The 14515-nt window shown below is 61.5% G+C and carries 9 protein-coding genes; 3 read left to right on the plus strand and 6 right to left on the minus strand.

Translation table 11 applies throughout. The features are described 5' to 3' along the window. From OC605_RS27900 to OC605_RS27925, 6 genes are all read right to left on the minus strand, one after another. Positions 1-1333 (minus strand): transporter substrate-binding domain-containing protein (locus OC605_RS27900; protein WP_262140498.1); only part of this gene is annotated, 1333 nt, incomplete at its 3' end. 10 nt (positions 1334-1343) lie between these two features. Continuing rightward, the gene (locus OC605_RS27905) at positions 1344-1976 is read right to left on the minus strand and encodes a response regulator transcription factor (RefSeq protein WP_186565664.1); all 633 of its coding nucleotides are present in this window, start codon (positions 1974-1976) and stop codon (positions 1344-1346) included. A 125-nt stretch (positions 1977-2101) separates the two neighbouring features. Continuing rightward, complete coding sequence (locus OC605_RS27910; protein ID WP_262140499.1) at positions 2102-2536, minus strand: chemotaxis protein CheY; 435 nt, start codon at positions 2534-2536, stop codon at positions 2102-2104. A 230-nt stretch (positions 2537-2766) separates the two neighbouring features. After that, entirely contained in the window at positions 2767-5466 is a 2700-nt protein-coding gene (gene mgtA, locus OC605_RS27915; RefSeq protein WP_262140500.1) for a magnesium-translocating P-type ATPase, read from the minus strand. 559 nt (positions 5467-6025) lie between these two features. Continuing rightward, a complete protein-coding gene (locus tag OC605_RS27920; RefSeq protein WP_262140501.1) occupies positions 6026-7363 on the minus strand; it encodes a lysine N(6)-hydroxylase/L-ornithine N(5)-oxygenase family protein in 1338 nt (445 codons plus the stop codon). Positions 7364-7495: 132 nt separating this feature from the next. Further along, positions 7496-7978 (minus strand): sigma-70 family RNA polymerase sigma factor, encoded by a 483-nt coding sequence (locus tag OC605_RS27925; protein ID WP_016773904.1) that lies wholly within the window; start codon positions 7976-7978, stop codon positions 7496-7498. Positions 7979-8258: 280 nt separating this feature from the next. Here OC605_RS27925 and OC605_RS27930 point away from each other — a divergent pair, with 280 nt between their 5' ends. The 3 genes from OC605_RS27930 to OC605_RS27940 are packed head-to-tail and all read left to right on the plus strand — an operon-like array spanning position 8259 to position 12795. Continuing rightward, on the plus strand, positions 8259-9422 hold the full coding sequence (locus OC605_RS27930; protein ID WP_252885686.1) for an efflux RND transporter periplasmic adaptor subunit: 1164 nt from the start codon (positions 8259-8261) through the stop codon (positions 9420-9422). After that, positions 9423-11393 carry a MacB family efflux pump subunit gene (locus tag OC605_RS27935; RefSeq protein ID WP_262140502.1) on the plus strand — a complete coding sequence of 657 codons (1971 nt, stop codon included), beginning with the start codon at positions 9423-9425 and terminating at the stop codon, positions 11391-11393. Positions 11394-11400: 7 nt separating this feature from the next. Next, the gene (locus OC605_RS27940) at positions 11401-12795 is read left to right on the plus strand and encodes an efflux transporter outer membrane subunit (protein ID WP_262140503.1); all 1395 of its coding nucleotides are present in this window, start codon (positions 11401-11403) and stop codon (positions 12793-12795) included. Positions 12796-14515 lie beyond the last annotated feature (1720 nt).

Consider the following 14515-nt stretch of genomic DNA (forward strand, 5'->3'; position numbering starts at 1 on the left):
GTCCTCGGGCAATCAGCGCCATGCCTTCGGCGGGGCTTTTGACCTCGACCAGACGCAGACCGGGGACCCGTTGCAGCAAATAATCGCGCAACGGGTGCCCTCGATAGATCGCCAGGCGTTTGCCCGCCAGTTCGTCGAGCGGCAATGGATGCGGTCCGTTCGCTGCGCTGACCAGCACGAACGGATTGTTCAGATAGGCGCGGGTGAATTGCAGCTGCGCTTCCCGCTCGGTGCTCGGCGTCACCACCGGCAGAACATCGAGTGCGCCGGCCTGAAGTTGTTCGAACTGGTCGTTCAGCGAGGTGCCACGCACGATCTCGAAATTCAGCCCGCTGCGCTGTGCAATCAGGCTCAGCAACTGCGCTGCCAGCCCGTTGAAGCGTCCGTCGGCATCGAAAAACGCCAACGGCGCGAAGTCTTCGACAGCGCCGACCCGCACCACCGGGTGCTGATCCAGCCACTGCTGCTCGGCGGCGCTGAGCTGTACCCGCGACTGTTCGGCCATCTCGGCGAGGCCGACGCTCCAGCGCTGTTCGATCAGATGGCGACGCTCCATGGGCACGGCCAGCAAGGCCTTGTCGACGATGCGTTTGAGCACCACATCGCTGCGCAACAACGCAAAGGCGAACGGATTGGCATCAAGCCCCGACGGCCCGGCCAATTGCAGGTCGTTGCGATAATTGGTGTTGATCAGGTAGTTGGCGCTGATGAAGTCGCCCAGGTACACATCGTCGGCACCGAAGGCGACCGCGCCGAGTGCATCCATGGCCGAAGCATAAAGCTGCACGTGGGCGCCGGGGTAGAACGCCTGAACATGGGCCAGTGGCAGGTAATCCTCGACCATGGCGATGCGTCTGCCTGCAAGGTCAGCAGGCAGTTTCTCGTCATGACGCGTCACCAGCATTGGCTGATCTTCAGCGTACGGCCGCGACAGAACAAAGGCCGGATCCGCCGCTTCGAAACTGTTCGAGGTGCCCAGGAGTTCGACGTCAGCGCGCTTGAGTGCCGCCATCAGTGCGGGACGATCGACGAAACGCCGCACTTCGATCCTGATGCCAAGCAGTTGTGCCAACAGGTCGGCGTAATCCGCCGTCAGTCCCTCCAGCTCATGCTGATGGCGGGTGATTTCGAAAGGCGGGTAGTCCGGGCCGGAGATGCCCATGCGCAAGACTGGATGCTCACGCAGCCACTGGCGCTCCCGATCATCGAGGCGCACCTGGATACTTCCCGGTTCGAGGCGCGCCAGCACCTCCAGCGTCTGCGGCTGGTCATTCGCCCCAACCGAGGCAACAAGCCCCAGCCACAGCAATAAAACCCGCAGTCCCTGCGTCATGTCGGGGTACTCAGATCAAGTGATTGCGCTTGGCGAACTCACGCAGAAGCACCAGCGAACCCAGGCCAAGTTTCGCCATCATGCGGGTCTTGTAGGTGCTGACGGTTTTGTGACTCAGGTGCATTTCCAGAGCGATGGCCTTGTTCGGTTTGCCCAGCGCCAGATTCACGAAAATGCATAACTCTCGATCGGACAGCTGCGCGATCAGCTCCTTTTCCGTGCGTTGCACGGCGTTGTACAGACCGCTGGTATTGGGCAATGCGGAGAAATAAGTGTGGCCGGACATCAATGCCTTGATGGCTTCGTGCAGCAGAGTCAGTTGATTGCTCTTGGTCACGTAGCCCCGTGCGCCGGCGCGCAGACAGCGCTCCTGGTAATGCGTGGGCTCATGCATGCTGAATACCAGAACCCGGCAGCGCGCCGTCGGCGCCTTGATCTGGATTCGCGTCAGCACTTCCAGCCCGTCCATCGATCCCAGCCCCAGATCGAGCACAACCAGTTTCGGATCATGCGCGCAGATCAACGGCACGACTTCATTGCCATTGGACGCTTCATGAATCTGCGTGAAGCCTTGAGCCTGCAGGACGATTCGAATGGCCGCGCGCACGACTGGGTGATCATCGACGATCAGCGCTGACTTCATTGGTACTCCTGCAAAATCGAAGACACCGCAACAGTCTGTCCCGGAGTCGGTAGCTGCGCCGGCACTGTTACATGGATGAGCAAGAGAATCACCTGTCAGGTCTGACAGTTGTGCAGATTGTTTTTTTATGCATTGGCATGGCGCAACGATGCGTGGGCGTCAGGCGCTGCCTGGCGTTCGTCGCAAGCTTCGACTCTCGCCATCACCTGCCCGATGAGCTGTGAATTGGGCAATGGCGTCGGGCTGATCTGCGCGTTTTCCTGAGCAAACCCTGCAAACGCTTGCAACGGTGCTGATTGTTCGTTGTAGATCAGAGCATGGCGAACCTGTGGGTTATCGAGCAGAAAGCCCAGCAGATTCAGTGAGCCCGCCGCCAGTTCGGCATTGATCACCAGTACATCGAACGGCTCGCAGCCGTAGTCGACCAAGGTCAACAATTCGCCGAGAGTCTGCACCGGGGCGACGCGGTAGTAGCCGAGCGCATTGAACAGGCGCTCGATTTTCATGCGATGAAAATGTTGCGGGTCGGCGATCAGGATGCGCAACGCTTTGTTGCTCATGGTCATTCTCCCGGTGAGGTTTGGGGAGGGCAAGACTACGCAAGCGTCGGCGATAGCTCTGTAGGACTTTTCCTAAAAAACAGGTCATTCATCCGGCGGCCCTGACGCACCAATATCCCCTGCGGGAGCGAGCCTGCTCGTGAAGTGCCTATACCAGTCAGAGATGTACTGACTGACACGACGCCTTCGCGAGCAGGCTCGCTCCCACAGGGGAAAGCATTCCATGGCGGTTATTGCCAGCCGAACCGGCGGATGTAGAAGCCTTTAACGGCTTGGGTCAGCGCCATGTACGCCAGCAGAATCACCGGCAGAAACACGAAATACAGCGACGGCAGCGCCTGCAATTTGAAGTAATGCGCCAGCGGCCCCATCGGCAGGAAAATGCCGACCGCCATGATGACCCCGGTCATGACCATCAGCGGCATGGCGGCGCGGCTTTGCAGAAACGGAATCTTCGGCGTGCGGATCATGTGCACGATCAGCGTCTGGGTCAGCAACCCGACCACGAACCAGCCGGACTGGAACAGCGTCTGGTGATCCGGGGTGTTGGCGTCGAACACGTACCACATCAAGGCGAACGTCGTGATATCGAAGATCGAACTGATCGGGCCGAAAAACAGCATGAAGCGCCCGACGTCAGCCGGCTGCCAGCGCTGCGGCTGTTTCAGCATCTCGTCGTCGACGTTATCGAACGGAATGGCGATCTGCGAAATATCGTAGAGCAGGTTCTGCACCAGCAGGTGCATCGGCAGCATCGGCAGGAACGGGATGAACGCGCTGGCAACCAGCACCGAGAACACATTGCCGAAGTTGGAACTGGCAGTCATCTTGATGTACTTGAGCATGTTGGCGAAGGTGCGCCGCCCTTCGAGCACGCCCTCCTCCAGCACCATGAGGCTTTTTTCCAACAGGATGATGTCCGCCGCTTCCTTGGCGATGTCCACCGCGCTGTCCACGGAAATGCCGATGTCGGCGCTGCGCAGCGCCGGCGCGTCGTTGATACCGTCGCCCATGAACCCGACCACATGGCCGTTGCCCTTGAGAATGCCGACGATACGCTCTTTGTGCGACGGCGTGAGTCTGGCGAAGACGTTGGTCGTCTCGACCGCCATGGCCAGCTCAGCATCGCTCATGCGCTCAATGTCATTGCCCAGCAGCAAACCCTGTTGCGCGAGGCCGACCTCACGGCAGATTTTCGCCGTCACCAGTTCGTTGTCACCGGTCAGCACCTTGACCGCTACGCCATGCTCGGCCAAGGCCTTGAGCGCTGGCGCGGTGCTTTCCTTCGGTGGATCGAGGAACGCCACGTAACCGATCAGCGTCAGTTCCTGTTCATCGGCCAGGCTGTAAATCTCGCGGCCTGCTGGCATTGAGCGAGCCGCGACCGCCACCACGCGCAGACCTTCGGCGTTGAAGGCGCCGGTGACTTGGCGAATCCGCACCAGCAATTCATCGCTCAAGACTTCATCGACCTCGCCGTGACGCACCCGACTGCACACCGCCAGCACTTCTTCCACCGCGCCTTTGCAGATCAGTTGATGGGGCTGACCGCGGCCCTCCACCACCACCGACATGCGCCGGCGATTGAAGTCGAACGGGATCTCATCGACCTTGCGAAACACGCTGCCGACTTTCAGTTCGCGATGGACTTCCACGTGTTCGAGCACGGCGACATCCAGCAGGTTTTTCAGGCCGGTCTGGTAGTAGCTGTTGAGGTAGGCCAGTTCCAGCACAGCGTCAGAATCCTCACCCCAGACGTCGACATTACGCGCGAGAAAGATCTTGTCCTGAGTCAGGGTGCCGGTCTTGTCGGTGCACAGCACATCCATGGCGCCGAAGTTCTGGATGGCGTCCAGGCGTTTGACGATGACCTTTTTGCGCGACAGAAACACGGCGCCTTTGGCCAGGGTCGAGGTGACGATCATCGGCAGCATTTCCGGGGTCAGGCCCACGGCAATCGACAGCGCGAACAGTAGCGCTTCACTCCAGTCGCCCTTGGTGAAACCGTTGATGAACAGCACCAGCGGGGCCATGACGAACATGAAGCGGATCAGCAGCCAGCTGACCTTGTTGACGCCCTGCTGAAACGAGGTCACCGCCCGGTCCGTCGCGCCGACGCGTTGCGCCAGCGCACCGAAGTAGGTGCTGTTGCCGGTGGTGAGAATCAGTGCAATCGCGCTGCCGGAGACGACGTTGGTGCCCATGAACAGAATATTGTCCAGCTCCAGCGGGTTACGCGTGTCGCGATCGGTCTGCCGGGTGAATTTCTCCACCGGCATCGATTCACCGGTCATCGCTGCCTGGCTGACGAACAGGTCCTTGGCGCTGAGCACGCGGCAATCGGCGGGAATCATGTCGCCGGCCGAGAGCACGATGAGATCGCCGGGCACCAGTTGCTTGATCGGCAGTTCCTGCCGTGACGCATCCCGGCGCAGCACCGTGGCGGTGTTGCTGACCATGGCTTTGAGCGCATCGGCTGCCTGGTTGGATTTGCTCTCCTGCCAGAAGCGCAGCAGCGTCGACAGCACCACCATGGAAAAAATCACCACGGCCGCCTTGAGGTCTTCGGTCAGCCAGGAGATCACCGCGAGCAGAGTCAACAGCAGGTTGAAGGGGTTTTTGTAGCAGTGCCAAAGATGGGTCCTCCACGGCAGCGGCTGCTCGTGTTCGACTTCGTTGAGGCCGTGTTGCGCGCGCAGTGCATCGGCCTCGACCTCGGTGAGCCCCTCGCCGTGCGTGCCCAGCGATGACAGTAACGCAGCGCTGTCTTCATGGGCGGCAGCGACTAGCGTACTGGCCAGCGTCGGCGGTACTTCACGGCTGACCGTGGTGTCATTGATCGAATCCAGCAGCGCCAGACGACGGAAGTGCCGGGCGATGTGGCGGCTGCGCAGAAAGCCTGCGAAAAATTCCTTGAGCGTGAGTTTCATGGCTGTGTCCCCTGTGGTCAGCCGGGAAACCGTCGAGCAGGTACCACCGCGCCCTGGCACCGGGAAAACCGGCGCGGCAAGGCGTGGCGCGCCCGTCGGGAATGACAGGCGTGTCGATAGGCAGCGATGACGACTGAGGTCGCCATCACGCCTGGTTCAGCGTCGATGAGAAGGACGTCGAGACACGACCCAGAACGGGTCGTGCACGGGATGCCGCTGCTCGCTGTTACGGCGAGACAACGGCAGGGAAAGGCTGCGCGTTATCTTGCCGAGAATCTGCCGGTGATCGAGACCGGCCGACAACTGTCACTCGAACAAGTACCCACTGTGGGTCTCCGCAATTGATGAAAACGCGCGCAGCTTACGCCCGCAGCGAAACGGCTGGAAGGGGTGTTTTCGGGGAATGTGGGGGGTGTTCAGGAAGGGTTCAGATTCAGGATCTGTGGGGCTTTCCATGGCCCCTTCGCGAGCAGGCTCGCTCCCACATTCTGGCCTGCGTTCACAGAACCATTGTGGGAGCGAGCCTGCTCGCGAAGGCGATATGTCAGGCAATGCAGATTCAGCTGGCAGTCGCCAGCAACAGCTCCGCCACCGAGCGACTGTGCCCGCGCTGTTTGCCATGCTCATACAGCGAGCCGGCGATTTCGTCGGCGCGAATCGGCAGCACCGACAGCAGCGTATCGCTCAGGCCATGGCTGGCCTGGCAGAAGCCCTGCATATATATGCCGGCCTTGCAGCGCTCGTCGGTGATCAGTTTGTAGTTGCGATCGACTTCGAATTCGCCGAGGTATTCCTCCAGCGGCGCGAGCAACTTGCGGTGCATCTGCCGCTCGTAACCGGTGGCCAGTACCACGGCGTCATAGATTCGCACCGTGACTTCGCCGGTGGCGTTGTTGCGCACGGCCAGTTCGATGCCGTTTGCCGTGGCAGTGGCGCTCTCGACGGTGGTCAGGGTGCGGAACGCATGGCGGGCAATCCCGGAAACCTTCTGCCGGTAGAAGATGCCGTAGATGCGTTCGATCAGGTCGATGTCGACCACCGAATAGTTGGTGTTGTGGTACTCGTTGACCAGACGCTCGCGCTCGACGCTGTTCTGCTGGAACACCAGATCGGTGAACTCCGGCGAGAACACTTCGTTGACGAACGGGCTGTCGTCCGCAGGCTTCAACGCCGAGCCACGCAGGATCATGTCGACCTGCACCGACGGGAATGAATCATTCAGGTCGATAAAGGCTTCCGCCGCGCTCTGCCCGCCGCCGATAATGGCGATGCTCATCGGTTGATTGTTCACGCACGGCTGCCTGGCCATTTGCGACAGGTATTGCGAATGGTGAAACACCCGATGATCGCCCTTCAGTGCCTTGAACGCTTTTGGAATACGCGGCGTGCCGCCAGCGCTGACCACCACCGAACGCGTGGTGCGCACGAACTGCTGGCCGTCGCTGCCCCGGGAAATCACCCGCAAGGCTTCGACCTGCTGGTTGTGCAACACCGGTTCGATGAACTGCACTTCTTCGCCATAACGGCTCTGCGCGGTGAACTGACCGGCCACCCAGCGCAGGTAGTCGTTGTACTCCATGCGGCATGGATAAAAGGTGCCGAGGTTGATGAAATCGACCAGACGCCCGTGGTGCTTGAGGTAGTTGACGAACGAGTAAGGGCTGGTCGGATTGCGCAGGGTCACCAGGTCCTTGAGGAAGGAAATCTGCAACTCGCTCTGCGTCGACAAGGTGTTGCCGTGCCAGCTGTAAGTGGCCTGCTTGTCGAGGAACAGCACATCCAGTTCGCCCTGGGTCACGCCGCGCTCCTGCAGAGCGATGGCCAGTGCCAGGTTCGAAGGGCCGAAACCGACGCCGATCAGGTCGTGAACGATGGGCGATGCAATTGCCTGTGTCATTTCCAGTGTCCTCTGGATGAACCCCTCAACGCGGGGAAAAAAGCCTGGGTGGCCTGACCGGCCTGAATCAGGTCAGCAGGTCGTCTGTTGAGTAGGAACGAGGACGATGAAAGGAAATTTAACCGGTGCGGATCACTGGCCATCCCATTGCTGGATGCGCAAGCGGCAATGCTTCATGGCGTTGACGATGTGTTTTTCCACCAGCGCCCGGGAGATGCCGAGGGTCTGGGCGATTTCCGGATGGGACATTCCTTCGATCTTGCGCAGCAGAAAACTGTCGCGGCACAGCGGCGGCAATTCGGCCAGTGCGCGCTGGAGCATTTCCAGACGCTGGCCGTGATCGAGGGTGCCGTGGGGGGACGGGGTGAAATAGCGCTCTTCGTTATCGAGCACGTCCAGCGATTCGACTTGGCGCAGCGCGTTGCGGCGGTGATCATCGATAACCAGGTTCAGCGCGGTGCGATAAAGGAAGGCCCGTGGTTGTTCGATCGGCACCTCGCTGGAGCGCTCCAGCACGCGTACATAGGCGTCATGCACCACATCCTCGGCGACCTGACGGTTGCCCAGTCTGGCGTTGAGGAAACACACCAGCTCACGATAGTAGTTTTCCAACATGACTCCCGACCGCATCGATGCCGTTTCTGTCCTTGAGCGCACTGATCAGACCTGCAAATCACGCAGTAGCAAGATAGTGGCAACTTGAAGTGCGTAATTTATAGTAATTCTCATATAGATTTAAAGAGTTGATTCCATATCCCGGACAAATAGTCGTGGCCCGGCGTGCGGTAACTCGATGTGTCTGCGGCTAAATTCCGTCGCCCATGCCTCGTTTACAGGACAGCCCCTGTGTCTGTCGTGCCTTGCGACGGGCCGCAACCACTGGCCGGAACCCCGCATGAATCGTCCCCGCCCCGCCCGTCGCGCGCTGTTTGCCGCCCTCTGTCTGATTCCCGTTATCGCCGTCGCTGCCTGGCAAGTCTTGCCACCCGGTCGCGACGCCGTTGCCACTGTGCAGGTCAGCCGCGGCGATATCGAAAACAGCGTGACAGCGCTCGGCACCTTGCAGCCACGCCGCTATGTGGATGTCGGCGCGCAGGCTTCGGGGCAGATTCAGAAGATTCACGTCGAGGCCGGCGATACGGTCAAGGAAGGCCAGTTGCTGGTGGAAATCGACCCGTCGACACAGAAAGCCAAGCTCGATGCCGGGCGCTTTTCCATCGAAAACCTCAAGGCGCAGTTGCAGGAGCAACGTGCCCAGCACGATCTGGCGCAGCAGAAATACCAGCGCCAGCAGAAACTCGCCGCCGGAGGCGCCACCCGCGAAGAAGACGTGCAGACCGCGCGCGCCGAGGTCCGCGCAACCCAGGCGCGCATCGACATGTTCCAGGCGCAGATCCGCCAGGCCCAGGCCAGCCTGCGCAGCGACGAGGCGGAACTCGGTTACACGCGCATCTATGCGCCGATGAGCGGCACCGTGGTCGCCGTCGGTGCGCGCGAAGGCCAGACCCTCAACGCGCAACAACAGACCCCGCTGATCCTGCGCATCGCCCGACTGTCGCCGATGACGGTGTGGGCCGAGGTTTCAGAGGCCGACATCGGCCACGTCAAACCCGGCATGACCGCTTACTTCACCACCCTCAGCGGTGGCACTCGGCGCTGGAGCAGCACCGTGCGGCAGATTCTGCCGGTGCCGCCGCGTCCGCTCGAACAGAACCAGGGCGGCAGCCCCACCAGCGGCCGCAGCGGCAGCGAACGCGTGGTTCTTTATACCGTGCTGCTCGACGTCGACAACGCCGATCACAGCCTGATGACCGACATGACCGCCCAGGTGTTCTTCGTCGCCGAACAGGCGCAAGACACCCTGACCGTGCCGACTGCCGCCCTGCAACCGGGCTCGCGTCCGCAGTGGCAGCGAGCGCAGATCGTCGCTGCCAACGGTGATATTCAGGCGCGCGAAGTACGCACCGGCATCAGCGATCGCCTGCGCACCCAGGTGCTGGAAGGTCTGGCCGAGGGCGAGCATGTTCTCAGCGCGCCGGCCGCTGGTCATGGAGGCTGAATGCACACGCCCCTGATCGACCTGCGGCAGATCCGCAAAGCCTACGGCGGCGATGACAGCCCACTGGTGGAGGTGCTGCGCGGGATCGATCTGTCGATCCACGCCGGCGAGTTCGTTGCGATTGTAGGCGCCTCCGGTTCGGGCAAATCGACGTTGATGAACATCCTCGGCTGCCTCGATCGACCGACCAGCGGCGAATACCGCTTCGCCGGGGAAAACGTCGCTCATCTGGACAGCGATGAACTGGCCTGGCTGCGCCGCGAAGCCTTCGGTTTTGTCTTTCAGGGCTATCACCTGATCCCGTCCGGCTCGGCCCAGGAAAACGTCGAGATGCCAGCGATCTATGCCGGCACCCCGGCCGCCGAGCGGCATGCCCGAGCTCACGCGCTGCTGGAGCGGCTCGGCCTCGGCACTCGCACAGGCAATCGTCCGCATCAGCTTTCCGGCGGCCAGCAACAGCGGGTGTCGATTGCCCGTGCGCTCATGAACGGCGGCCATATCATCCTCGCCGACGAGCCGACCGGCGCCCTCGACAGCCACAGCGGCGCCGAGGTCATGACCCTGCTCGACGAACTCGCCGATCAAGGCCACGTCGTCATCCTCATCACCCACGACCGCGAAGTGGCGCAACGGGCCAAACGCATCATCGAAATCCGTGACGGCCTGATCATCAGTGACAGCGCCGAGCACGCGTGCGCGCCGCCTGTGGCCAATCCCGGCGCGTTGCAAGCGGTCGACCTGCGCCAGCGCCTGAGCAACGGCAGCAGCCAGACCGGCGCCTGGAAAGGTGAACTGCTCGACGCTGTACAAGCGGCGTGGCGGGTGATGTGGATCAACCGCTTTCGCACGGCGCTGACCCTGCTGGGCATCGTCATTGGCGTGGCCTCGGTGGTGGTCATGCTCGCCGTCGGCGAAGGCAGCAAGCGTCAGGTCATGGCGCAAATGGGCGCGTTCGGTTCCAACATCATTTACCTCAGCGGCTCGGCGCCGAACCCGCGCACGCCGGAGGGCATCATTACCCTCGACGACGTCGCCGAACTGTCCACCCTGCCCCAGGTGGAACGAATCATGCCGGTCAACGGCTCGACCGCTGGGGTGCGCTTTGGCAACGCCGACCACAGCAGCTACGTCGGCGGCAATGACACCAACTTTCCGCAGATTTTCAACTGGCCGGTGATCCAGGGCAGCTACTTCACCCAGGCCGACGAGGACAGCGCCGCCGCCGTCGCGGTGATCGGCACCAAGGTCCGCGACAAATTGCTCAAGGATGTCGCCGACCCCATCGGTCAATACATCCTCATCGAGAACGTGCCGTTCCAGATCCTCGGCGTGCTCGCCGAAAAAGGCGCCAGCTCCGGCGACTCTGATAGCGACAACCGCATTGCCGTGCCCTATTCGGCGGCGAGCACGCGACTGTTCGGCAGCCGCAATCCGCAATACGTGGTGATTGCCGCCAAGGACGCGCGCAAGGTCAAGGACGCCGAACAGGCCATCGAGCAGGCGATGTTGCGCCGGCACCACGGCAAGAAGGATTTCGAGCTGACCAACAATGCCGCGATGATCCAGGCCGAAGCGCGCACGCAAGGCACACTGTCGCTAATGCTGGGGGCAATTGCGGCGATTTCCCTGCTGGTCGGCGGTATCGGCGTGATGAACATCATGCTCATGACCGTACGCGAACGCACCCGCGAGATCGGTATTCGCATGGCCACCGGCGCCCGTCAGCGCGACATCCTCCGTCAGTTTCTCACCGAAGCGCTGATGCTCTCGGTGGTCGGCGGAATCGCCGGAATCGGCCTGGCGCTGCTGGTCGGCGGCGTGTTGTTGCTCAGCGGCGTGGCGATCGCCTTTCAAGGGCTGGCGGTGATCGGTGCGTTTGCCTGTGCGCTGGTCACCGGCGTCATCTTCGGCTTTATGCCGGCCCGCAAAGCTGCCCGGCTTGACCCGGTCACGGCCCTTACCAGTGAATGATCGACCTATGAAAGTGCGACTGACCTTCCTCGCCGCCAGCCTGTTGCTGGCGGCCTGCAGCAGCCCGGCGCCGCGCCTGGACAGCGGCGTGCAGCCACCGAGCGCGTGGCAGTCCGCCGACACCCCCGGCGCGCTGCAGAGCAATCGGCAATGGTGGACGCAATTCGGCAGCCCCGAACTGGAGCGGCTGGTGGAACAGGCGCGGCTGGGCAGCTACGACCTCGCCGCCGCCGTGGCGCGAGTCAGACAGGCCGAGGCCAGCGCAACCATCGCCGGCGCCCCGCTGCTGCCCGAGCTCAAGGCCGGGCTGAATGCCAACCGGCAGAAACTGATTCACGGCAAGGGCTACAGCCAATTGGATGTCAGCCCGGAGAATCGTTCGCTGGACTATTACGATGCCGAGCTCAGCGCCAGTTACGAAATCGATTTCTGGGGCGGCAAGCGTGCCGCCCGCGACAGTGCCGTGTTCGGCGTGCAGGCCAGCGAGTTCGACCGCGCCACCGTCGAGCTGACCTTGCTCAGCGGCGTCGCCAACAGTTACACCCAGGCCCTGGCCTTGCGTGAGCAGGCGCGCATTGCCGAACTCAATCTGGCCAATGCGCAAAACGTGCTGCATCTGGTGCGGACCCGCTTCGACGCCGGCAGCGCCACCGCGCTGGAACTGGCCCAGCAGAAAAGCCTGGTGGCCGAACAACAGCGTCGCCTGCCGCTGGTGCAACAACAGGCCCGCGAAGCACTGATCAGCCTCGCCGCCCTGCTCGGCCAACCGGTGCAAACGTTGCCATTGCCCGAGCAATCCTTCGCCCAATTGTACTGGCCGGACATCGCCAGCGGCGTGCCGAGCGACTTGCTCAGTCGGCGTCCGGACATTGCCAGCGCCGAGGCCAAGCTTGCGGCAGCCCAGGCTGATGTCACCGTCGCCCGCGCCGCGATGCTGCCGAAAATCACCCTGACGGCGAGCCTCGGCAGCGGCGCCGACCTTGCCGCCGACCTGCTGCGCACGACGTTCTACAACCTGTCCTCGGGGCTGACCGCGCCGATCTTCAACAACGGCCGCCTCAGCGCCGAACGCGACAAGGCCAAGGCGCGGCAGGATGAGCTGCTGGAGACCTATCGCGGGGCAATCATCAACGGCTTCGCCGACGTCGAAAAAGCCCTCAGCAGCATTCGTGGCCTCGACGAACAACGGCAATGGCAAAGCGAAGAACTGAACCAGGCACAAACCGCCTTCGACATCGCCCAAAGCCGCTACCAGGCCGGCGCCGAAGACCTGCTCACCGTCCTGCAAACCCAGCGCACGCTGTATGCGGCGCAAGACCTCAACGTGCAACTGCGCCTGTCGCGGTTGCAGGCGAGCATTGCCTTGTACAAAGCGTTGGGGGGCGGCTGGGAGGCGATCTGACAGAGATGCGTCGAATGGACTGACGCCATCGCGAGCAAGCTCGCTCCCACAAATGGAATTCGGTTTGGACCGAAATCTCCGCCACGACCAAGGCCTCATGTGGGAGTGAGCCTGCTCGCGAAGAGGCCTTGTCAGGCACTGATGCATCTGAATGACACACCGCATTCGCGAGCAAGCTCGCTCCCACAAATGGCATTCGGTTTGGACCGAAATCTCCGCCACGAACAAGACCCATGTGGGAGCGAGCTTGCTCGCGAAGAGGCCCTGTCAGGCACTGATGCATCTGGATGAAACTCCGCATTCGCGAGCAAGCTCGCTCCCACAAATGGAATTCGGTCTGGACGGAAATCTCCGCCACGAGCAAGGCCCGATGTGGGAGCGAGCTTGCTCGCGAAGGGGTCCTGTCAGGCACTGATGCATCTGAATGACACACCGCATTCGCGAGCAAGCTCGCTCCCACAAATGGAATTCGGTCTGGACCGAAATCTCCGCCACGACCAAGGCCCCATGTGGGAGCGAGCTTGCTCGCGAAGAGGCCTTGTCAGGCGCTGATGCGGTGAATGACACACCGCATTCGCGAGCAGGCTCGCTCCCCCAAATGGAATTCGGTTTGGACCGAAATCTCCGGCACGATCAAGGCCCGATGTGGGAGCGAGCTTGCTCGCGAAGAGGTCCTGTCAGGCACTGATGCACCTGAATGACATAGCATTCGCGAGCAAGCTCGTCCCACAAATGGAATTCGGTCTGGACCGAAATTCCGGCACGATCAAGGCATTGGAGCGAGCTTGTCGCGAAGAGGTCCTGTCAGGCACTGAGCATCTGAATGACACCGCATTCGCGAGCAAGCTCGCTCCCACAAATGGAATTCGGTCTGGACCGAAATTTTCGGCACGACCAATGCCCATGTGGGAGCGAGCTTGCTCGCGAAGAGGCCTTGTCAGGCACTGATGCACCTGAATGACACACCGCATTCGCGAGCAAGCTCGCTCCCACAAATGGAATTCGGTTTGGACCGAAATTTTCCGCACAACCAATGCCCATGTGGGAGCGAGCTTGCTCGCGAAGAGGTCCTGTCAGGCACTGATGCATCTGAATGACACACCGTATTCGCGAGCAGGCTCGCTCCCACAAATGGAATTCGGTCTGGACAGAAATCTCCGCCACGACCAAGGCCCGATGTGGGAGCGAGCCTGCTCGCGAAGAGGCCTTGTCAGGCACTGATGCATCTGAATGACACACCGCATTCGCGAGCAAGCTCGCTCCCACAAATGGAATTCGGTTTGGACAGAAATCTCCACCACGAACAAGACCCATGTGGGAGCGAGCCTGCTCGCGAAGGGGTCCTGTCAGGCACTGATGCATCTGGATGACACCCCGCATTCGCAAGCAAGCTCGCTCCCACAAATGGAATTCGGTCTGGACCGAAATCTCCGCCACGACCAAGGCCCGATGTGGGAGCGAGCTTGCTCGCGAAGAGGTCCTGTCAGGCACTGATGCATCTGAATGACACCCCGCATTCGCGAGCAAGCTCGCTCCCACAAATGGAATTCGGTTTGGACCGAAATTTTCGGCACGACCAATGCCCATGTGGGAGCGAGCTTGCTCGCGAAGGGGTCCTGCCAGGCACTGATGCATCTGAATGACACACCGCATTCGCGAGCAGGCCCGCTCCCACAAATGGAATTCGGTCTGGACCGAAATCTCCACCACGACCCACGCC

The organism is Pseudomonas sp. Marseille-Q5117 (assembly GCF_946901175.1).
In the GTDB taxonomy this organism is placed as follows: domain Bacteria; phylum Pseudomonadota; class Gammaproteobacteria; order Pseudomonadales; family Pseudomonadaceae; genus Aquipseudomonas; species Aquipseudomonas iranensis.